Here is a 21810-nt window from a genome sequence, read left to right as displayed (position 1 = left end):
CGAGGTTGCAATGAAGCGAGCCCTGCTGCTGGCGGCCCTGGCCAGCCTTTCACCGTTGCTGCACGCCAAGCCTGTGGCGCCCACCATCGAACAGATGGCCGCCTTCCCGGCCATCTCCAGCCTGTCGTTGTCACCAGACGGAAAACACATCGCCGGCCTTCGCGCCGATGGCGAGGAGCGCGTGATCGTGGTTTGGCGGACCGATGCACTGGACAAGCCACCCACGGTGATCGGCGCCAACCGCATGAAGTTCCAGAGCGTGTCGTTCATCAAGAACGGACAGCTGGCCGTCGTGCTGTGGCAACCCTACGACCTGCGCGCCGACCGGGTGACCAAGACCTTCGTCAGCAAGTTCTTCATCACCGACATCGAAGGCAAGCAGTGGAAGGAGCCGATCACGCCGCCGCGCGCCTCCAGTCGCAATGAAGAGCTCGAGCAGGCACTGGCCAACGCCACGGTGCTCGACACCCTGCCCAACGATCCCGACCACATCCTGGTGGTCAACGGTTCGGGCAGCAGTTCCGGTGACGTCTACAAGGTCGACCTGCGCAACTTCACCTCCCAGCGCATCCAGAAGACCGAAGAGCGCGTGGCGGGCTATATCACCGACCTGGACAGTGAACTGCGGGCACGCCTGCGGCAGGACGTCGACGGTACCGGCGCCTACGTCGCCACCGAGTTCCGCTCGCCTGCCAACGGTGCCTGGGAGGAGCATTTCCGCTCCTACGTGAAGAACCGCGACGTCAACCAGGTGATCGGCTTTGCCGATGATCCGAACATCGCGTTCGTACTCAGCAATGTCGGCCGCGACAAATCAATCGTCTACGAGTACGACATCACGGCCCGCAAGCAGAAGGAAGTGCTGTTCGAGCACAAACTGTTCAACGCCGGCTCGATGCTGATCAACCGCCACCGGAGCGGTGCGGTACCCTTCGGCGAGATCATGGGAATCGGCTACGCCGGTCCGCGCGGCGACGACATCCAGTGGACCTCTCCGCGCATGAAGGCCCTGGACCAGGGGCTGCGCCAGGCGCTTGGCATCCGCCAGGAGCCGCTGGCGATGGTCGATACCGCGAACGGCCAGCGCTACACCGCCAACTACGATACAGGCCTGAGCTACCGCATCGTCGACTACACCGCCGATCTTTCCAATGTGCTGGTGGCTACCTCCGGCCCTTCCAACCCGCCCGAGTATCACCTGCTGCACGACGGCAAGCTGACCCTGCTGGCCAAGACCTATCCGCAGATCCAGCCAGCCGCGCTGGGCACCACCCGGCTGGTCTACTACAAGGCACGCGACGGGCTGGACATTCCGGCATTCCTGACCACGCCCAGCACCGAGCTGTGCGGTGCCGGCCCGTGGAAAGCCGTGGTGCATCCGCACGGCGGCCCGTGGGCACGCGATGGCATGGACTTCGACGGCTCGATGTGGGTACCGCTGATGGCATCACGCTGCATGGCGGTCCTGCGCCCGCAGTTCCGCGGCTCGGCCGACTGGGGCCGCAAGCTGTGGATGGCCGGTGATGCCGAATGGGGCCAGAAGATGCAGGACGACAAGGACGATGGCGCGCAGTGGATGATCGACCAGAAGATCGCCCAGCCCGGCCACATCGCCATGTTCGGCTTCTCCTATGGCGGCTACTCGGCGTTCGCGGCTTCGGTGCGTCCCAATGGCCTGTACAAGTGCGCCATCGCCGGTGCCGGCGTTTCGGACATCAAGAAGATCTGGTCGCGCTTCTATACCAACCCCTTCTTCCGCCAGGCCCAGGCGCCGACCGTGGCCGGCCTCAACCCGGTCGACAAGGCCGGTGAAATGAAGATTCCATTGATGGTCTACCACGGTGACCGCGACCGCACGGTGCCGATCGAGCAGTCGGAGTGGTTCGTGAACAAGGCCAGGAGTTCGGGGCAGCCGGTCGAGTTCCATGCCATCGCCGACTACGCGCATGGTCCCGCCTGGACCCGCGCGATCATGGGTGACCAGCTCAGGCTGATCGACGACTACCTGGGCAAGGGCTGCGGCGGCGGCGGCCTGTAAGCCGCACCGCTTCCTGCAAGGGCGTCCACGGGGCGCCCTTGCACGTTCTGGCCCTTGCGCCCGGACATGACCTTCGACACCCTTGCAGGCCAGGCCGGCGGCGTATCGTTCGGCCCACGGCCGTACCTGCGGCTTCTCCCTGACTCACTCGGCCTGGAGGCCAAGAATAGTGATGACGCGCACTCCCAAGATCGTCCTGCTCAGCCTGGCCGTGTCGGCCGTGCTGGCCGGCTGCGGCAAGAACGAAACCCCGGCCAAGGATGCCGCCACCCCCGCCCCGGCCACCGCCGAAGCCACCACCTACAAGCTGGACGACAGCAAGCTGCCGGCCTACAACGCCTTCCAGCCGAGCGACCTGGACACCACCAAGGACGCGTGCACCGCCTTCGGCGACTACGTCAACAGCAAGTGGCTGGCCGCCAATGAAATCCCGGGCGACCGCACCAGCTGGGGCGCGTTCACCATCCTCGACGAGCGTTCGGTGGCCGTGCAGCACCAGCTGGCCGAACAGGTTGCGCAGGTCAAGAACCCGAACCACATCGAGAAGATCGTCGGCGACCTGTGGGCCACCGGCATGGACGAAGCCAAGATCAACGCCCAGGGCATCGAGCCGCTGAAGGCCGACCTGGCTGCGATCGACGGCCTGCAGGACAAGGCGGCCATCGCCAACTACCTGCGCACCAGCGCCGCCAAGGGTGACAACCTCCTGTTCGGCTTCGGCGCTGAAGCCGACTTCAAGAACTCCGGGGTGAACATGGCCTATGCCAGCCAGGGCGGCCTGGGCCTGCCGGATACCACCTACTACACCGATGCCAAGAACGCCGACAAGCTGAAGGCCTATCAGGCGCATGTCGCCAAGGTGCTGGAGCTGTCCGGCGTGGCCGCGGCCGATGCAGCCAAGCAGGCCGAGGACGTGGTCAAGTTCGAAACCCGCCTGGCCAAGGCCTCCAAGTCGCGCGTGGAGCTGTCGCGCAACGTCGAGCTGTACTACAACCCGGTCACCCTGGCCGACGCCGACAAGCTGACCCCGAACTTCAGCTGGACCGAGTTCTTCAAGTCGCAGGGCGTGGCCGCGCCGGAGAAGTTCTCGCTGGCCATGCCGGCCTTCCATGAGGAAGTGAGCAAGTCGCTGGCCGACATCGATCCGTCGGTGTGGCGCGCCTACCTGCGCTTCCACACCGTGGACAGCGCCTCGCCGTACCTGGCCGATGCCTTCGTGCAGGAGAACTACGAGTTCTACGGCAAGACCCTCAACGGCCAGAAGGAGCAGAAGCCGCGCTGGAAGCGTGTGCTGGGCACCATCGAAAACGATGCCGGTGAAGCCTTCGGCCAGCTGTACGTGAAGGTTGCCTTCTCGCCGGAAGCGAAGGCGAAGATGGAAGAACTGGTGAAGAACCTGGCCGCCTCGCTGAAGGACCGCATCCAGGGCCTGAGCTGGATGAGCGAGGAAACCAAGGCCAAGGCCATCGCCAAGTGGGAAACCTTCACCCCGAAGATCGGTTACCCGGACAAGTGGCGCGACTGGTCGGGCCTGCAGACCCAGCGCGACAGCTACCTGGGCAACGTGCGCGCGGCCAACGAGTTCAACTACAAGTTCAACCTGTCCAAGATCGGCAAGCCGGTGGACAAGACCGAGTGGGGCATGACCCCGCAGACCGTCAACGCCTACTACAACCCGCTGCAGAACGAGATCGTGTTCCCGGCCGCCATCCTGCAGCCGCCGTTCTTCGATCCGAAGGCCGACGACGCGCTGAACTACGGCGGCATCGGTGCGGTGATCGGCCATGAGATGACCCACGGTTACGACGACCAGGGCGCACGCTTCGGGCCGACCGGCAACATGGAAGACTGGTGGACCCCGGCCGACAAGAAGAACTTCGAAGGCCTCACCGGCAAGCTGGTCAAGCAGTTCGACCAGTACAAGGTCGACGGCCAGGCAGTGAACGGCCACCTGACCCTGGGCGAGAACATCGCCGACCTGGGCGGCCTGGCCACCGCCTACGACGCCCTGCAGAAGGCGACCGCCGGCAAGGAAGATGCGAAGGTCGACGGCTTCACCCGCGACCAGCGCTTCTTCTTCAACTGGGCCACCGTGTGGCGCACCAAGTACACCCCGGAAAACGCCAAGGTCCGCCTGGCCACCGACCCGCACGCCCCGGCGCAGTTCCGTGCCATGGGTGCGCCGTCGAACCTGCCGACCTTCGCTGCCGCGTTCCAGTGCAAGGCCGGTTCGCCGATGGCCCGCACCGGCGAGCAGCAGGTGGTGATCTGGTAAGCCACGGCTGACGCTGCGGCAGACCTGCAAAGGCCCGGGAATCCCGGGCCTTTGTTTTTCACAGCGCCCGTCATCCACGCATGGCCCAGGCCGTTGGTAGATGCCGACCCTGGTCGGCGCACGGCCCGGCGGCGCCACCGTGACGCGTGCATGCCGCGCCCATGCACGGCTTGCTATAGTGCGCGCGCCCTCAATCCATCACGGATTCGTTCCACATGCCCAATTTCCGTCCGCTTGCCATCGCCCTGGGCATCAGCCTGGCGACCCTGGTCCCGACCCACGATGCGTTCGCCGCCAAGAAGAAGGCCGCGCGCGCCCCGGCCGTCAGCGCCCAGTGCAGCGACTTCTACGACGCCACCAACGCAGGCTGGCTGAAGGCCAACCCGGTGCCGCAGACCGGTGCCACCACCGCGCTCGGCCAGCTGGTCGAGCGCAGCCGCCAGCAGCAGCGTGAACTGCTCGACGCCGCGATGAAGTCGCCGCAGGGCAACGTGCAGAAGCTGCTGGGCGACTTCTGGGCCAGCGGCCTGGACGAAGCCGCCGCGGAAGCGGACGGCTCCAACCCGATCGCGCCGCTGCTGACCCGCATCAACGCCATCAAGAAGGCCAAGGATGTGCCGGCCTCGATCGCCGCGCTGCACCAGGTGGGCATCCCGGTGGCCTTCAACTTCGGCCCGGACGTCGACCTGAAGGCACTGGACCGCCACATCGGTTACTTCATGCAGGGCGGCATGGGCCTGCCGGACCCGGCGTTCTATACCCGCACCGACGCCGATACCGTGGCGCTGATGGGGCGCTACCGCAACTACGTCAAGCAGATCCTGGCGCTGACCGGCACCCCGGCGGCCAGGCTCGATGCCGAATCGCAGGCGGTGATCGCGCTGGAGACCGAGCTGGCGCGCAATGCGCAGTCGCTGGCCGGCATCAACAACCCGTTCAACAACTACGCGCCGATCTCCACCAAGGAGCTCAACAGCCGTTACCGCAACCTGCAGCTGGACGCGTTCCTGAAGGCACAGGGCGTGGACGACGACCTGGTCTCGCTGGCCGACCCGGGCCTGTTCAAGCAGCTCGATGGCATGGTCACCAAGCTCAAGCCGGACCAGTGGAAGGCCTACCTGCGCTGGCGCGTGGGCGACTCGATGGCACCGTACCTGTCCAAGGCCTACCGCGACGCGGAGTTTGAATTCCGTGGCCGCGTGCTGCGTGGCGAAACGCTGCCGCCGCAGCGCTGGGAAGACGTGCTGGAGGCGATCAACGTGGCCGCCGGCCCGATGGTCGGCCGCGAATATGCGGCCCGTTACCTGTCGGCCGAAGACCGTCGCCAGGCGGCGTGGATCGTCGACAAGCTGCGCGAAGTGCAGATCGAGGCGGTCAAGAACAACAGCTGGATGAGCGCCGAAGCCAAGACCGAAGCGCAGGCCAAGCTGGCTGCGCTGAAGATCGAGATCGGCACCCCGTTGCGCGACCTCGACTACAGCGTGCAGCCGATGGGCCGCGGTTCGTTCGGCGGCAACATGCTGATCGCGTCGACCTGGCGCCACCGCGAGGAAATGAAGCGCATCGGCAAGGGCAACGCCGACCGCCGCTGGGACGTGCTGCCGCAGCAGCCGTCGCTGGCCTACGACCTGGCACAGAACCGCCTGATCGTTACCGCGGCGATCCTGCAGGGCCCGGTGTTCAATGCCAAGGCCGACGCCGCCGACAAGTTCGGCAGCTTCGGTGGCCTGGTCGGCCATGAGCTGACCCGTGCGATCGACGCCAAGGGTGCACTGGTCGACGCCAAGGGCGAACTGCGCAGCTGGTGGACCCCGGCCGACAAGACCGCCTGGACCCTGCTTGGCAACCGCGTGGCCGCGCAGTACAGCGCCTACGATTTCCCGGGCGTGAAGGGTGCCAAGGTCAACGGCACGCTCACCCAGGAAGAGAACCTGGCCGACATCGCCGGTCTGGAACTGGCCTGGGCGGCCTATACCGCGCAGGAGCCGAAGGCCAAGCCGGCACAGCAGCAGGGCTTCTTCCGCGCCTGGTCGGCGTTGTGGGCACAGCAGCTGTCGCCGAACGAGGCCGTGCGCCGCCTGACCGCCGACATCCGCGCGCCGGGCCTGTGGCGCAGCAACGGCACGCTGGCCAACCTGCCGGCATTCGGTGCCACCTTCAGCTGCAAGGCCGGCCAGCCGATGCAGCGCAGCGAAGCCGACCAGATCAAGGTCTGGCGCTGAGCCACGCGCACTACCCGTAGTACAGGGGGCGCCTTCGGGCGCCCTTTTTTGCGGGTGCAGCACGATCCCGGGTTAACACCGCGCGTGCTATCGCTGCGGCTTCGTCCATCGCGGAGCCCCGACATGGCACACAAGAACACGATCTGCCTCTGGTACGACAACGGCGCGCTCGAGGCCGCCACCTTCTACGCCAGCATCCTGCCCGACAGCGCGGTGATCGCCGTGCATCACGCCCCCGGCGACTTTCCGGATGGCAAGGAAGGCAACGTGCTGACGGTCGAGTTCACGGTCTGCGGCATTCCTTGCGTCGGCCTCAACGGCGGCACCGCGTTCAAGCACAGCGAAGCGTTTTCCTTCCAGATCCAGACCGAGGACCAGGCCGAGACCGACCGCCTGTGGGATGCGATCGTCGGCAACGGTGGACAGGAAAGCCAATGCGGCTGGTGCAAGGATCGCTGGGGCATCTCCTGGCAGATCAGCCCGCGCATGTTGATCGAAGCCGTGACCAGCAAGGACAAGGCATTGGCCAAGCGCGCCTTCAACGCGATGATGCCGATGAAGAAGATCGACATCGCCACCATCGAAGCGGCAATCAAAAAAGGGGACGGAGGGGATTAAGTCGTTTCTCCCCATGCCCCGTGTGCAAATGCAGATTGCGACTTAATCCCCTCCGTCCCCTTTTTGCGAGGTGTTGATGTCCTGGGATGCGATCGTCGTTGGTGGCGGCCACAACGGCCTGGTCTGCGCGGCCTATCTGGCGCGCGCTGGAAAGAAGGTGCTGGTGCTGGAACGTCGTGGCGTTCTCGGCGGTGCTGCAGTCACCGAGGAATTCCATCCCGGCTTCCGCAACTCGGTGGCGTCGTACACGGTGTCCCTGCTGCAGCCCAAGGTGATCGACGACCTGCAACTGCATGCGCATGGGCTGCGCATCATCAATCGCCCGGTCAACAACTTCCTGCCGATGGAGGATGGTCGTTATCTGCTGTCGGCACCGGGCCGCACCCAGGCAGAGGTCGCGAAGTTCTCCGAGCGGGATGCGCAGCGGCTTCCCGAATACGAAGCGCGCCTGGAGATCTTCGCCGATGTGCTGCGCGCGTGGGCCCTGCGCGCGCCACCGGATGCCGGCGTTGCGGGTGGTTGGCGCGCGTTGCCTGCGCTGTGGCAGATGGGTCGTCTTGGTCGTGAACTGGCCACGCTGGATGCCTCGCTGCGGCAGGAGCTGCTGGACCTGTTCACGCTGTCGGCAGCCGAGTATCTGGATCGCTGGTTCGAAAGCGAACCGATCAAGGCGCTGTTCGGCTTCGATGGCATCGTCGGCAACTACGCAAGCCCCTATACACCGGGCAGTGCCTACGTACTGCTGCACCACGTATTCGGCCAGTGCAATGGCGTGAAGGGTGCGTGGGGCCATGCGATCGGCGGCATGGGCGCGATCAGCCAGGCGATTGCAGCCTCGGCACGCGAGGCCGGGGCGGAACTGCGCGTGGAGGCCGGCGTGCAGCGCGTGCGAATCGAACAGGGCCGCGCGGTGGGCGTCGAACTGGCCAACGGCGAGATCCTGCGCGCACGCACGGTGGTCGCCAACGTCAATCCGAAACTGCTGTACGAACAATTGCTGGAACCGGCACAGGTACCCAACGCGACACGCGAACGCATGGCGAACTGGCGCTGCGGTTCCGGCACGTTCCGGATGAACGTGGCGCTGTCGCGGCTGCCGGAGTTCCGCGCCCTGCCCGGGCCCGGCGATCACCTCAGCGCCGGCATCATCATGGCACCCAGCCTGGATTACATGGACCGCGCCTGGCTGGATGCGCGCCGCGACGGTTGGGCGCGCGAACCGATCGTGGAAATGCTGATTCCGAGCACGCTGGACGATTCGCTGGCGCCGCCCGGGCAGCACGTGGCCAGCCTGTTCTGCCAGCATGTGGCGCCGGTGTTGCCTGAAGGCCGCCATTGGGACGATCACCGGGAGACCGTGGCCGACCTGATGATCGCCACCGTCGAACGGCATGCGCCCGGCTTCACCGCCAGCGTGCTCGGTCGGCAGGTGCTGTCGCCGCTGGATCTGGAACGCACCTTCGGCCTGGTCGGCGGCGACATCTTCCACGGCGCACTGAGCGCCAACCAGCTGTTCTCGGCACGGCCGATGGTCGGCCAGGCCGGCTATCGTGGCGCCCTGCCCGGGCTGTACCTGTGCGGTTCGGGCACACACCCCGGCGGTGGCGTCACCGGTGCACCGGGGCACAACGCGGCGCAGGTGGTGTTGCAGGATCTGTAGAGGCGTGCCCACCAACGGTCGGCACCTGCAGCGTCAAATGATCCTTCGGATCATTTGACGCTGCGCAGATGGTTCGGGCGCTTCGGTGGGCCGGGCGGGCGGCGCTTGAACGGCGGCTGCCCGCGCCAGTAGCGGATCAGCAACCAGCCGAACAGCATGCCGCCGAGGTGCGCGAAGTGGGCCACGCCCGGCTGCCAGCCGGTCATGCCCAGCACCAGCTCGCCCACACCGAACAGGATCACGAAAGTGCGCGCCTTCATCGGGATCGGCGGGAACAGCAGCATCACCCGCTGGTTCGGGAACAGCATGCCGTAGGCCAGCAGCAGGCCGAACACGCCGCCGGAGGCGCCCAGCACCGTGGCAGGGTTTTCCAGCAGCGTACCCACCAGCAGCTGGCAGACACCGGCACCGGCCACGCACACCAGGTAGTACAGCAGGAAGCGCTTCTCGCCCCAGGTCTGCTCCAGCGGCGCGCCGAACATGAAGACCGCCAGCATGTTGAAGAACAGATGGCCGAAGCTGCCATGCAGGAAACCGTAGGTCAGCAGCTGCCAAGGCTGGAAGTTGCCACCCGGCGAGAACGCGTCGAAGCCCTGCTGCAACGGTTGCAGCATGAACGGCTCGAAGGTCTGCATGCCGAGCAGGAACGGCTGCTGCAGCAGGAACAGGATCGCGTTGGCGATCAGCAGGGCCTTGGTGACGGTTGGCAGTCGCGGGAACATGGGAGCACCGGCATGGAACGGCCTCCATCATAGCCGCAGCATCGTGTCTTGTTGGCGACCCGCAGGTCCGGCCTGTTCAGTCGCCAGCGGTGCTCAGCCCGGGCCCCACACCGCTGCGTCCAGCGCCGCCGCCGGATCGGTCGCCGGCATCCGCACCCGGCCGTTCTCCACCCGCACACCCTCGGCGCGCAACCGTTGTGACTGCTCGCGCCAGCCGGCCGACCCTTCTTCCATGGCAATGCGCCCGTCCGAGCGCAGCACGCGGTGCCAGGGCAGGTCCGGGTCGTCGTTCTGGCCCAGGATGCGTGCGGTCAGGCGTGCACGCCCGGGCAGGCCCGCGCGCATCGCCACCTGGCCGTAGCCCATCACCTGCCCCGCCGGGATTGCGCGGATCACCGCCAGAATGCGCGCACGCGCCTGCTCCGGCGTCAGCGCCGCAGGCGGGTCACCAGCAGAACGCCGATCAGCACCAGCACGGTGCCGGCGATCTGTGCCGGCCCCATCGGTTCGTCGAGCAGCCATAGGCTCATCACGATGGTGGAAACAGGGCCCAGCATACCGACCTGCGCGGCCAGCGACGAACCCACGCGCTGCACCGCCAGCATGATCGCCAGCACCGGCAGCACCGTGCACACGGTGGCATTGACCAACGACAGCCACTGCACCGGCGCCGGTGCCTGCCACAGCAGCGGCAGCGGATGGGTCACCGCGAAATGCAGCAGCACCAGCACGCTGGCCACGCAGCTGGCATAGGCGGTCAGCCGCACCGCACCGATGCGCGCGACCACCTGCCCACTGCCGAACAGGTACAGCGCATAGCTGAGGGCACTGCCCAGCACCAGCAGGCTGCCGACGATGATCTGCCCACCCTCGCGCTGCAGATCGTGGCCGAAGGCCAGCAGCACGCCGAGGTAGCTCAGCACCAGCGCACCGATCTGCCAGCGGCCCGGCCGCTGGCGCGCCAGCAGCACGTTGATCAGCAGTACCAGGGTCGGGTTCAAGTACAGGATCAGCCGCTCCAGGGTCACGCTGATGTACTGCAGTCCCTGGAAGTCGAGCAGGCTGGACAGGTAGTAGCCGGTGAAACCCAGCCACAGCACGCGGGCACGGTCGGCCCAGGACAACGGCTCGGCCCGGCGCGCGGCCCACAGTGCCATCAGTACGAACAGGGGCAGCGCCATCAGCATGCGCAGGGCGAGCAGCGTGGTGGCATCGACGCCGTGGCGCAGGCCGAGCTTGACGATGATCGCCTTGCCCGACGCGGCGATGGCGCCGGTCGCGGCCAGGCCGATGCCGCCCAGCGCAATGCGTGGGGAAGCAGTGGCGATGCGGGAAGCGGGAGTGGACATCAGGACGACGGCGGGCCGCGCAGAGCGGCCCGGTAAGGCGTGGGGGACGCTCATTGTCGCATGGGGGCGCCCGCTGCCCTGTAGAGCCGAGCCTGCGCTCGGCGTCGCCAGGCCGGTGCGAAAGGCTGCCGAGCAGGGCTCGGCCCCACAACGGCCCGGCTCAGCGCATCAGCACCACTTCTTCGGCCGAGGTCGGGTGGATCGCCACGGTGTCGTCGAACTGGGCCTTGGTCGCGCCCATCTTCACCGCCACCGCAAAGCCCTGCAGGATCTCGTCGGCCGCTTCGCCCAGCAGGTGGATGCCTACCACGCGTTCTTCCGGGCCGGCACAGACCATCTTGAACAGGCTGCGCTGGGTACCATTGGCCAGCGCCTGCAGCATCGGGCGGAAGCGGCTGTGGTAGACGCTCACCTGGTCGAAACGCCGGCGCGCTTCTTCCTCGCTCATGCCCACCGCGCCCAGCGGCGGATGCGAGAAAACCACGCTGGCCACGTTCTCGTAATCCATTTTGGACTGCGGGCGCCCCCCGAACAGGCGGTCCATCAGCCGCCGCGAAGCGGCCACCGCCACCGGGGTCAGGCCGACCTTGCCGGCGATGTCACCGACCGCGTGCACGCTCGGCACGCGGGTGGTCTGCCACTCGTCCACCTGCACCTGCTCGTGCTCGCCGATGTCGATGCCGAGCGCTTCCAGACCCAGGCCACGGCTGTTGCCGCGGCGGCCGGCAGCGAAGAACACCGCATCGAACACACTGTCGATCGGGCCGTCATGGCCGAACGCCCGCACGCGCTCGCCATCGCGCTGCAGTTCGCGCAGGCGATAGTCGAAATGGATCCGCACGCCCTGCTGTTTCAGGTTCTCGGCCAGCTGATCGGTCAGCTCGTAATCGAAGCGCTCCAGCAGGCGCTTGCCGCGCACCAGCAGGCTCACGCGGCTGCCGAGCGCCTGCAGCAGGCCAGCCAGCTCCACCGCGATGTAACCACCACCGATGATCGCCACCTCGGCCGGCGCCGCACGCAGGTCGAAGAAATCGTCGGAGACCAGGCCCAGCTCCGCGCCGGGAATATCCGGACGCAGTGGATGCGCGCCAGTGGCGATCAGGATGTGTTCGGCGCTGTAGTGCACGCCATCACTGCAGGCCACGGTGTGCGCATCAAGCAGATGGCCACGTGCCGGAATGCGCACCACGCCGGTTTCGTCCAGGCGCTTGTGGTAGCTGGTGTGGATGTTGCTGATGTAGGCCTGGCGATGGATCACCAGTTCCTTCCACGACAGCGCCGGGCGTGCCTCGACATCGAAGCCCATCGCATTGGCCAGGCCGATGCGCTCGTGCAGGTCGGCCGCCAGCCACATCGCCTTCTTCGGCACGCAGCCGACATTGACACAGGTTCCGCCCAGTTCGCCGGGTTCCAGCATTGCCACGCGCTTGCCATGCTGCGCGGCGCGGATCGCACCGGCCAGGCCGGCGGAGCCGCCGCCAAGGACGATCAGGTCGTAATCATAGGATGCAGTGCTCATCGGAATCGCTCGGGTCGGTAAGGGGCAGGATCGATCGCTGGCGTGTGGCCGCAGACGAGATCGGCGATCCGCTGGCCGATGCCGGCGCTCATGCTGACGCCGAGCATGCCATGCCCCGCTGCAGGCCAGACGTGAGGATGCGCGGGCGCGCGGCCGATCGGCACAGCGCGTGCGCGCTCATCGCTCACCCCTGCTTCGTCCTGCGCCGCATCGGTGGCCACTGCCGGTAGGTCATTGCACGCCACAGCCATTCCATCGGACCAAAGCGGAAGCGCGCCAGCCACGCGTGCGAAACAGCCACCTGCACGGCAAACAACAGCAGCGCGAACAGCAGCTGCACGCTGCGCGGCATCATCTCGAACCTGCCCAGGCCGTAGTGGTAGAAGGTCCAGGTACACAGCAGCGACTGGCCAAGATAGTGGGTCAACGCCATGCGCCCCACCGGCGCCAGCCACGCCAGCCGCGTGCGCCAGTGCACGATCCACGCCAGGTAGCCCAGGCACATCGGCAGCCCGCCAACCGTGACCAGGGCCATCGCCGCGGTCACCGGCAGGTTGTAGGCGCCGGGTGCAAGGTAGGGTTTCCAGGCAACCCCCAGCAGCGTGACCAGCAGCCCCAGCGGCAGTGCGATCCAGCGCAGCGACGCGTACAGCCGCGGGAAGCGCTCCGGCGTCGCCAGCGCGCCACTGCCGGCGAACCAGCTGCCGAGCAGGAACATGCCCAGCACTTCCGGGCCGCTGATCAGCAACGCGCCCATCGAGGTGCCGAACTCGCTCAGGCGCTGCACAGTGGCCTGCGCCCAGCTGCCCTGCCCGTACACCTGCCGCTGCAGGTCGATGCTCTGCTGCGCCTCGGCAAGCATGCCCTGCACCTCTTCGGCCGACGCCATCGACACCATCGCACCCACCAGCAGCATCATCGCCACACCGCCGAGGTAGACGATCACGCCCATCCACGGCAGCCAGCTGCGCGGCGCCTCGCGGCAGGCCAGCAACGGCAACGAGACCAGCGCATACATCACCAGGATGTCGCCGGACCAGACCAGCAGTGCATGGCACAGGCCGATCAGCAGCAGGCCGGCGCTGCGGCGCAGGTAGAACGGGGTGAAGTCGCGCCCGGCCACCTCGGCGCGTTGTGCCATCACCGCAAAGCCGGCACCGAACAGAAGCGAGAACAGGGTGAAGAACTTGCCCTGCACGAACACATAGACGAAGGCGTCGGCCCAGTAATCGATGCCCCGCCAGTGCACGTCAATGCCGGTGAAGGCCAGGTCCAGCGGGCCGCTGAAAGCCTCGATGTTCATCAGCAGGATGCCCAGCAGCGCAGCACCACGCAGCACGTCCAGCACGGCGATGCGTTCGCCGGAAGCCACCGGCTGCAGGGAAGGAGAAGCGGCGTTCACGGGGCGTCCGTCAGGCAGGTCCGCCATTATGCCGCCGGCCCGTGCACCATGGATGGCCGCGGCGTGTTCCAGAAACGCAACGGCCCGCCGAAGCGGGCCATTGCTGCCATCACGATCGCGCTGCGATCAGTGCTGGTGACCGCCGTCGCCGTGGACGTGGCCGTGGTCCAGCTCTTCCTTGCCGGCTTCGCGCACGTCGACGATTTCGACGTCGAAGTGCAGGTCCTTGCCAGCCATCGGGTGGTTCAGGTCAACGTCGACGACGCTCATGCCGACCTTCTGCACGGTCACCGCACGCGGGCCGAAGTTGGTCTGCAGCACGACCTGCTGGCCCGGCGCCAGCTTGGTATTGCCGAAGTGCTTCTTCGGCACGCGCTGGGACAGGCCCTCACGACGCTCGCCGTAGGCATCGGCCGCCTTGACGTCGACGTTGAAGGTCGCGCCGGCTTCCTTGTCCATCATGGCGTTTTCCAGGCCCGGGATGATGTTGCCGTGACCGATCAGGATCGCCAGCGGCTCGCCGCGGTCCTTGGACGATTCGATCGGCTCCTGGCCGACTTCGGAAACGGTGTAGTGGAAGCGGACAACGCGGTCTTTTTCGATCTTCATGCGCAACTCTGTCTGGATCTGCCGGAGGCAGGCGGGTTAGGGCGGGTTGTCGCCCGGCGGGGACGCCGCCATCATGACGGCCAATCCAAGGTGGCGCATTATCCGGAGATCATGCACATCACGCCAGTTTCGTCCGGCCAGCGCCGGTTTCTCGCCCCGGCCCTGCTGCTGGCCCTGCCCCTGTTGATGACCGCCTGTGGCGGTGGCAAGGCCACCCGCCCGGCCCCGCCCCCGCCCACGGCGAACTGGCCAAAGACCGTGCCGGACAACCCCGAGGCTGCCAACTCGGTGCTGATGCGCGCCATCAGCCTGGTCGGCACGCCCTACCGCTATGGCGGCAACACCCCGGATTCGGGCTTCGACTGCAGCGGCCTGGTCGCTTATGTCTATCGCGAGATGCTGGACCTGCGGCTGCCGCGCACCTCCCGCGACCTGGCGGCGGTGCAGGGCCCGAAGATCGACCCGCAGCGCCTGGCCACCGGCGACCTGGTGTTCTTCGGCAGCCGCGGCAGCGTCACCCACGTCGGTATTTATGTAGGTGAAGGGCGTTTCGTGCATGCGCCGAGCACCGGCGGCACCGTGCGCCTGGACTCGCTCAGCGGTCCCTACTGGAAGGACCACTACACAGGGGCGAAACGCGTCCTTCGCTAAAATGAACAGGCGATATATTCAAAACTGTGACGAACATCACCACGCAACTAACGAATTACTAACGGAATTTTTAACTTATCCGCGCTTTTACAGGGCATGATGCCCCATCGTTTTTTTCCTGTGACCGACGCGTGACGACTGACGACCTGAAAAGCGAAGGCCAGACTTCCGTATCTTCACGTAGTGCCCGCCCGCTGTTGCTTGGCCTGGCACTGTGTCTGACCAGCCTTCCGGCCTGGTCGCAGACTGCTCCGAACCGTTCCGATGTGACCCCGGCCCCGGTGGCCGAGAGCACCGCCCGACCGGCCGCCAAGGCCGAGGCTGCCGCTCCGCAGCGCAGCCGCGTCGATGCCGCCGCCAGTGCCACGCTGGCCGCCCTGTTGCCGCACCTGGCCGCCAACGACACCATTCCGCTGATGGACCGCTCGGCCGTGGTGGCCGGCGACCTCAGCCGCCTGCTCGCCAACTACGACACCAGCAGCGCCGCCAATGGCAGCGTCGTCGGCACCGCCGCCGACAACGGCAAGGTGCAGTCGCTGCTGCGCCGCGCGATGACCCTGCTGGGCACCCCGTACCGTTGGGGTGGCAGCAACCCGGACAGCGGTTTCGACTGCAGCGGCCTGGTCGGTTATGTGTTCCGTTCGGCCCTGGGCATCGAACTTCCGCGCGTCTCGCGCGAGATGGCCCACGATGACAATGCCGAACTGATCAACGACCGCACCGCGCTGGCCGCGGGTGATCTGGTGTTCTTCGGCCGCAAGGGCCGCGTCGACCACGTCGGCATCTACGTCGGCGATGGCCGTTTCCTGCACGCGCCGAGCTCGGGCAAGGACGTCCGCGTGGACACCCTGCTCAGTGGCTACTGGGGCAACAAGTTCATGCAGGCCCGCCGGGTCGACCTCTGACCGGCAGGCGTCACGGCGCCGTCTGACACGAGAAAGCCGCTGCCCTGCAGCGGCTTTTTTGTTGGGCCCGCGTAATGGTGGGTAGCTGCCGACCTTGGTCGGCACCGCCTCCATCCACGCATGGCGTGGATCTACCGCGGTCGGCAGCGCGTCAGCCATCTCCCAAACGAAAGGCCCGCCGGTCAGGGCGGGCCTTTCATCTCCACGCAACCTCAGCTGCGTGGCGGTGTCGGGTCAGGATCGTCCACGCCCACATTGCTGGACGGATTGTCATACACCGCCTGGTCCAGCAGCCCGGTTTCCTTGGCCACGATCACCGGCACCAGCATCTGGCCGGTCACATTCGTCATCGTGCGCATCATGTCGAGGATGCGGTCGATGGCATACAGATAGCCGATGGTCTCCAGCGGCAGGTTGGCTGCGCTCAGCACCACCGTGGCCATGATCACCGCGGTACCCGGCACGCCGGCCGTACCGAAGCTGCCCAGCACCGAGGCGATCAGCACCACCACGTACTGCTCCGGGGTCAGCGGCACACCGCTGTACTGCGCGATGAACACCGCGCACAGCGCCGGATAGATCGCGCCGCAGCCATCCATCTTGATGCTGGCGCCCAGCGGCACCGCGAATGAACCGTAGTCCTTGTTCACGCCCAGGTTGTGGGTGATCGAACGCAGCGCCACCGGCATCGCGGCGAAGCTGGACGAGCTGACGAAGGCCACCTGCATGCCCGGCGCCGCGCCGCGGAAGAACTTCAGCGGGTTCAGGCCGTGCGCCAGCAGCAGCGCGCTGTAGACCACCACGATGTGCAGGGCGCAGGCCACGTACAGGGCCAGCACGAAATGGCCCAGCGGCAGCAGCTTTTCGAAGCCATAACTGCCGACCAGGCCGGCGATCAGGCCGAAGGTACCGATCGGGGTGACTTCCAGCACGAAGCGGGTCACCTGGATCATGATGTCGCTCATCTGGCCGACCAGCTTGCGCGCCTCGGTCACCTTCTCGCCCAGCTTGACGATGGCAAAGCCCACCAGGCCTGCGAAGAAGATCACCGGCAGGATCGAGCCGCGACCGGCCGCCAGCACGGTCTCACCGGCCGCATTGACCTTGGTACCGATGCCGGACAGCGCGTAGAAGACATTGGCCGGCACCACGTCCAGCAGCACCTGCACCACACTGGGCACTTCGCGCGGCACGTAGTTGCTGGCCATTGTCAGCTGCAGCCCGCCGGCACCCGGCTGCAGCACGGTCCCCACGCCCAGCCCAACGCATACCGCCAGCGCCGCGGTGATCACGAACCACAGGAAGGTGCGGCCACTGAGCGCGGCGACCGACTTCTGCCCGTGCAGCGACGAGATCGCGTTGATGACCGCGAAGAACACCAGCGGCACGGCGATCATCTTGATCAGGGTGACGTACAGCTCACCGAGCGGGCCGAACCACGTTTCCGCGGCCGGGCCAAGCGCCCAGCCGGCCAGCGCGCCGAGCACGAAGCCACCGACCACGCGCTGCCAGAATGGAATCCGCAGCCAGGCAGAGACCAGCTTCATAGGCAATCCAGAGGGGAAGGAAGGGATGCTGGCACGATAGCCCAAGGCGGCCCGCAGAACGACCGCCCGGCCGGCAAATCAGTGTGTCATCGGCGTGCCTTGCAGGGGCGGGCATAATGAACGTCCCGTTACAGTTTGTGAGATCCCAGCGTCCATGCGCCGTTCCGTCTCCCTGTTGGCCGCCTGCGCCACCACCCTGCTGCTGGGCGCCTGCGCCAGCACCCCCCCCGCCTCTGCCCCGGCCGGCCTGAAGGTCGCCGTCGACCCGGTCGCCCATCCGGCCGGCGAGACCCCGCAATGGTGGTACCGCAGTGGCGCCGCCCAGGCCGCCGCCAACGGCGCGATGTCCGGCAAGGCGAAGAACGTCATCCTGTTCCTCGGCGACGGCATGAGCCTGACCACCGTGGCCGCCTCGCGCATCTACGAAGGCCAGCAGAAGGGTGGCTCGGGCGAGGAAAACCTGCTGTCCTGGGAGCGCTTCCCGGCCACGGCGTTCAGCAAGACCTACAACACCGATTCGCAGACGCCGGATTCGGCCGGCACCATGACCGCCATCACCACCGGCGTGAAGACCCACATGGGCGCGATCGGTGTCAGCGCCGGCAGCCGCACCGACTGCGCCGACAGCCTGTCCAAAGGCCTGCTGACCTGGCTGCAGCTGGCCGACAGCGCCGGCCTGGCCACTGGCGTGGTGTCCACCGCGCGCCTGACCCATGCCACCCCTGCTGCCACCTATGCGCACTCGCCCGAGCGCAACTGGGAAAACGACACCGACCTGACTGAAGCGGCCAAGGCTGCAGGCTGCAAGGACATCGCACAGCAGCTGCTGTCGACCTCGCGTTATGGGCGCGGCCCGCTGGTCGCTCTCGGCGGCGGTCGCGGTGAATTCACCACCGTGGAAGAGCGCGATCCGGAATACGACGACAAGGTCGGCCAGCGCCTGGATGGCCGCAGCCTGGTGCAGGAATGGCAGCAGGCGCACCCGCAGGGTGCCTACGTGTGGAACAGCAAGCAGCTGGCGGCGGCCGCCAATGCGCCGGCCATCCTCGGCCTGTTCGAACCGGACCACATGCGCTACGAATACGAGCGCCCGCAGGATCCGGGCGGTGAGCCGAGCCTGGCCGAACTGACGGCTGCAGCGATCAGGAATCTGGCCAGGCACCAGGAAGGCTACGTGCTGATGATCGAAGGCGCGCGCATCGACCACGCCAACCACAGCGGCAACGCCTACCGTGCACTGACCGAGACCGTGGCGCTGTCCGACGCGGTGCGCGTGGCCAACGAACTGACCTCGGCCGACGACACCCTGATCATCGTCACCGCCGACCACTCGCATACGCTGAACTTCGTCGGCTACCCGGCACGTGGCAATCCGATCCTGGGCAAGGTGAAGGACAAGGGCGGCGAAGATGGTGCCGGCAAGCTGGACTACGCGCTGGACGGCACCGGCCAGCCGTACACCACGCTGAGCTATGCCAACGGCCCGGGCCATACCGGCAGCAGCAACCAGCAGCCGGCCGGCCCGAAGCGTTACCCGCACAACCCGAGCAGCTTCGAACCGGCCAACGGCCGCCCGAACCTGCGCGAGGTCGACACCGAGCATCCGGACTACATGCAGGAAGCACTGGTGCCGATGAAGTCCGAATCGCACGGTGGTGAGGATGTCGGCATCTGGGCGCGTGGCCCGGGCAGCAAGGCGATCCGCGGCACGCTGGAACAGAACGCGATCTATCACATGATCGTGCAGGCCACCCCGGCCCTGCGCGAGCGCCTGTGCCAGGCCGGCACCTGCGATGACAAGGGCGTGCCGGTGCAGCTGCCGGCACCGACGGCCTTCGAGCGCAAGGCCGAGGCCAAGTGATCGTGCGGCAGGCCCGCCTCGACCGCGGCCGCTTCGCGCGGTCGCTGGTCCTGCTCGGCGTACTGGCCGGTTCCAGCGCGCTGGCGCAGGCGCCGGCCTGCAAGCTGCTGACCGACGAACACGGGTTGTGGCCGCTGCCCAACTGCGAGGTGGTCGATCACCGGCCGAAGATCAGCGCCGATGCGCTGAAGGACCTGAACTACGACGACCACGGCCTGGCCGTGGTGTATGCCGACCAGGGCTTCCACTACGTCGACCGCAAGGGCCGCAGCCTGCCTGTGCTGACCTGGGACAACGGCCCGGAAACACCGCAGGAAGGCCTGCTGCGCGGCCGCGTCGGCAACCGTGTCGGCTACTTCGACCTGACGTTCCGCCAGGTGGTGCCCGGCACCTACGATTTCGGGTGGCCGTTCCAGGATGGCGTGGCCGAGGTCTGCAACGGCTGTCGGCGCGGCACGCCGGATGCCGATGGCCACACGCCGATGGAAGGCGGGGAGTGGTTCCGCATCGACCGCGCGGGCCGTCGGGTGAAGTAGGTTTTTCGGCAGGGCTGCGCCCTGCACCTGCCGATGCAACGGCAACGGCCGAAGCAACAGCAACAGCGTGCATTCCGTGGGATGGCGGGGCGGCCGGCAACCACGGCGGTTGCTGTTGCTCCTGGTAGGTGTCGAGCTTGGTCGACACGATTTTTCTCTCAGATATCGAATTGAATACGGGGTCAGATCCGTTTTCCGCAGGAAAACGGATCTGACCCCAAGAGCCATTCCGACAGTTCGCAGGACACTGTCAAAGGCGGGATGGGTCCGGTTGCGGGAGTGTCCGCGGCATGGATGCCGCGGCCAAGCCCCCATGGGTGAGGGCGCTTTGCTTGCGAAGCACTGCTTCGCAAGCGCCCGAACGCACAGCCGCCAGCGGCTGGGCCGGCCTGGGGGTTTACGGCGTCTCCCGCAACCGGCCCCACCCCGCCTTCCCTCAGGAAACCAGCTTCTGCTGTTGCTGTTGCTGTTGCTGTTGCTGTTGCTGTTGCTGTTGCCGTTGCCGTTGCCGTTGCCGTTGCCGTTGCTCTGGATCGTACCCGGGTGCAGGGCGCAGCCCTGCCGAGCAACCCTATACTTGCCGCCGTGACTGCCTTCCCTGCCCTCGTTCCGCTGGATGCGCCACTGCTGGTGGGCTACAGCGGCGGTGTCGACTCGACCGTGCTGCTGCACTGGCTGTGGCGCTGCGCCAAGGCCTCCGGCACGGCGCAGCGCGCGGTGCACGTGCACCATGGCCTGCACCCCGATGCGGACGACTGGGTGCGGCATTGCCAGCAGCAATGCGCAGCGCTGGGCATCGAACTGGCCGTGCATCGCGTGCAGATCGACCCCACATCGGGCCTGGGCCTGGAAGGCGCAGCACGGCAGGCGCGCCGCGCCGCGTTCGCCACCGAACTGCGCGACGGCGAAACACTGGCGCTGGCGCAGCACCTGGACGACCAGGCCGAGACCTTCCTGCTGCGTGCCCTGCGTGGCTCCGGCGTCGATGGTCTTGCCGCGATGTCCGCAGACAGCCGCGTAGGCGAACACCGTGTGTGGCGACCGCTGCTGGCGGTGCCGCGCCGTGCGCTGCTCGATTACGCGCACCAGCACGCGCTGCGCTGGGTTGAAGACCCCAGCAACGCCGACGACCACGCCGATCGCAATTTCCTGCGCCTGCAGGTGCTGCCGTTGCTGCGCCAGCGCTGGCCGCACGCCGCCGCGGCATTGGCGGGCAGCGCCCTGCATTGCCGGCAGACCCGAGAACTGCTGGACGAGGAGGACGCCGAGCTGATCGTGCATCTGGAGGTGGCACCGCGTGTGCTGTCGCTGCAGCTGCTGCGCCAGGTGTCACCGGGCCGCGCCGCGCGCGTGCTGCGTGCCTGGGTGATCGGCCATGGGGCCGCCCCACTGCCGGCCACGGTGCTGCAGCAGGCGCTGGACGAGCTGCTACCAGCCAGCAACGATCGCCAGGCGCGGGTGCGCTGGCACGATCATGCCATCCAGCAATGGCGCGATCATGCCTATCTCCTGCCCGCGCAACTGCCGGCGCTTCCTCATGATTGGCAGGCCGGATGGGATGGACGCGCGCCATTGGCGCTGCCCGATGGCGGTCAGCTGCACCTGCACGGCGCCGAGGCCTTCGAACGGCCGCTCCAGGTCCGTGCGCGTGTGGGCGGCGAACGCATCCTGCTGCCCGGTCGCCAGCATTCGCATGCGCTGAAGGACTGCCTGCAACGCGAACACCTTGCCCCCTGGCGACGCGCCCAGCTGCCGCTGGTCTTCGATGGAGCGCAGCTGCTTGCCGCCGCCGACGTGGTCATCGCAGCTCCCCTGCAGGCCTGGTTGCAGGCCCACGACGCGCAGCTGCAGTGGCGTCCCGGCGGCTGGTGAATTGACCCCCGCGCGCAGCCCGTC

At 67.0% G+C, this 21810-nt stretch carries 17 protein-coding genes and 1 pseudogene; 10 read left to right on the top strand and 8 right to left on the bottom strand.

The genetic code is table 11. The annotated features are described in order from the left end of the window. The first annotated feature begins 10 nt into the window (after positions 1-10). The 5 genes from J3A72_RS09015 to J3A72_RS08995 all read left to right on the top strand — a co-directional run bounded on the left by J3A72_RS09015 (position 11) and on the right by J3A72_RS08995 (position 8813). Positions 11-2038 (top strand): prolyl oligopeptidase family serine peptidase, encoded by a 2028-nt coding sequence (locus J3A72_RS09015; protein WP_075075892.1) that lies wholly within the window; start codon positions 11-13, stop codon positions 2036-2038. 172 nt (positions 2039-2210) lie between these two features. Next, positions 2211-4313 carry a M13-type metalloendopeptidase gene (locus tag J3A72_RS09010; protein ID WP_075075893.1) on the top strand — a complete coding sequence of 701 codons (2103 nt, stop codon included), beginning with the start codon at positions 2211-2213 and terminating at the stop codon, positions 4311-4313. A gap of 215 nt (positions 4314-4528) precedes the next feature. After that, complete coding sequence (locus tag J3A72_RS09005; protein WP_075075894.1) at positions 4529-6535, top strand: M13 family metallopeptidase; 2007 nt, start codon at positions 4529-4531, stop codon at positions 6533-6535. 123 nt (positions 6536-6658) lie between these two features. Then, positions 6659-7153, top strand: coding sequence for a VOC family protein (locus J3A72_RS09000; protein ID WP_014647917.1), 495 nt, complete (start codon positions 6659-6661; stop codon positions 7151-7153). A 76-nt stretch (positions 7154-7229) separates the two neighbouring features. Then, entirely contained in the window at positions 7230-8813 is a 1584-nt protein-coding gene (locus J3A72_RS08995; protein ID WP_014647918.1) for an NAD(P)/FAD-dependent oxidoreductase, read from the top strand. 50 nt (positions 8814-8863) lie between these two features. On the opposite strand, the gene J3A72_RS08990 is transcribed toward J3A72_RS08995, so the two are convergent. The 7 genes and pseudogenes from J3A72_RS08990 to J3A72_RS08965 all read right to left on the bottom strand — a co-directional run bounded on the left by J3A72_RS08990 (position 8864) and on the right by J3A72_RS08965 (position 14414). Then, positions 8864-9535 carry a rhomboid family intramembrane serine protease gene (locus J3A72_RS08990; protein WP_014647919.1) on the bottom strand — a complete coding sequence of 224 codons (672 nt, stop codon included), beginning with the start codon at positions 9533-9535 and terminating at the stop codon, positions 8864-8866. 93 nt (positions 9536-9628) lie between these two features. Beyond that, complete coding sequence (locus J3A72_RS08985) at positions 9629-9967, bottom strand: MGMT family protein (protein WP_223224586.1); 339 nt, start codon at positions 9965-9967, stop codon at positions 9629-9631. Then, complete coding sequence (locus tag J3A72_RS08980; protein WP_075075895.1) at positions 9964-10884, bottom strand: DMT family transporter; 921 nt, start codon at positions 10882-10884, stop codon at positions 9964-9966. Before J3A72_RS08980 ends, J3A72_RS08985 begins: the two co-directional genes overlap by 4 nt. A 160-nt stretch (positions 10885-11044) precedes the next feature. Further along, positions 11045-12403: a glutathione-disulfide reductase gene (gene gorA, locus J3A72_RS08975; protein ID WP_014647922.1), complete on the bottom strand. Its 1359-nt coding sequence runs from the start codon at positions 12401-12403 to the stop codon at positions 11045-11047. After that, positions 12400-12561, bottom strand: a pseudogene (locus J3A72_RS23005) (amino acid dehydrogenase); the annotation flags it as partial. The gene gorA and the pseudogene J3A72_RS23005, both read right to left, overlap by 4 nt. 26 nt (positions 12562-12587) lie before the next feature. Continuing rightward, positions 12588-13832 carry a DUF418 domain-containing protein gene (locus tag J3A72_RS08970; protein ID WP_041863671.1) on the bottom strand — a complete coding sequence of 415 codons (1245 nt, stop codon included), beginning with the start codon at positions 13830-13832 and terminating at the stop codon, positions 12588-12590. A gap of 99 nt (positions 13833-13931) precedes the next feature. After that, positions 13932-14414: a peptidylprolyl isomerase gene (locus J3A72_RS08965; protein WP_014647924.1), complete on the bottom strand. Its 483-nt coding sequence runs from the start codon at positions 14412-14414 to the stop codon at positions 13932-13934. Positions 14415-14525: 111 nt separating this feature from the next. Between J3A72_RS08965 and J3A72_RS08960 the strand changes: the two genes are divergently transcribed. Together J3A72_RS08960 and J3A72_RS08955 are read left to right on the top strand one after the other, a co-directional pair. Then, positions 14526-15065 (top strand): C40 family peptidase, encoded by a 540-nt coding sequence (locus tag J3A72_RS08960; protein WP_026347086.1) that lies wholly within the window; start codon positions 14526-14528, stop codon positions 15063-15065. A gap of 197 nt (positions 15066-15262) precedes the next feature. Continuing rightward, positions 15263-15970 (top strand): C40 family peptidase, encoded by a 708-nt coding sequence (locus tag J3A72_RS08955; protein WP_223224737.1) that lies wholly within the window; start codon positions 15263-15265, stop codon positions 15968-15970. Between the two features lie 212 nt (positions 15971-16182). Here J3A72_RS08955 and J3A72_RS08950 read toward each other — a convergent pair whose 3' ends face one another. Next, positions 16183-17517 (bottom strand): dicarboxylate/amino acid:cation symporter, encoded by a 1335-nt coding sequence (locus tag J3A72_RS08950; protein WP_014647927.1) that lies wholly within the window; start codon positions 17515-17517, stop codon positions 16183-16185. 154 nt (positions 17518-17671) lie between these two features. Between J3A72_RS08950 and J3A72_RS08945 the strand changes: the two genes are divergently transcribed. From J3A72_RS08945 to tilS, 3 genes are all read left to right on the top strand, one after another. Then, a complete protein-coding gene (locus J3A72_RS08945) occupies positions 17672-19378 on the top strand; it encodes an alkaline phosphatase (RefSeq protein WP_049442358.1) in 1707 nt (568 codons plus the stop codon). Continuing rightward, on the top strand, positions 19375-19914 hold the full coding sequence (locus J3A72_RS08940; RefSeq protein WP_032960809.1) for a WG repeat-containing protein: 540 nt from the start codon (positions 19375-19377) through the stop codon (positions 19912-19914). The genes J3A72_RS08945 and J3A72_RS08940 overlap by 4 nt, the downstream gene beginning before the upstream one ends. Positions 19915-20499: 585 nt before the next feature. Continuing rightward, entirely contained in the window at positions 20500-21786 is a 1287-nt protein-coding gene (gene tilS / locus J3A72_RS08935; RefSeq protein WP_230374567.1) for a tRNA lysidine(34) synthetase TilS, read from the top strand. Positions 21787-21810 lie beyond the last annotated feature (24 nt).

The sequence above is a fragment of the Stenotrophomonas sp. PvP093 genome (genome assembly GCF_017876915.1).
Taxonomy (GTDB): domain Bacteria; phylum Pseudomonadota; class Gammaproteobacteria; order Xanthomonadales; family Xanthomonadaceae; genus Stenotrophomonas; species Stenotrophomonas muris.
Note: the sequence above shows the minus strand (reverse complement) of the source record. Positions and strands in the feature narration are given on the sequence as shown.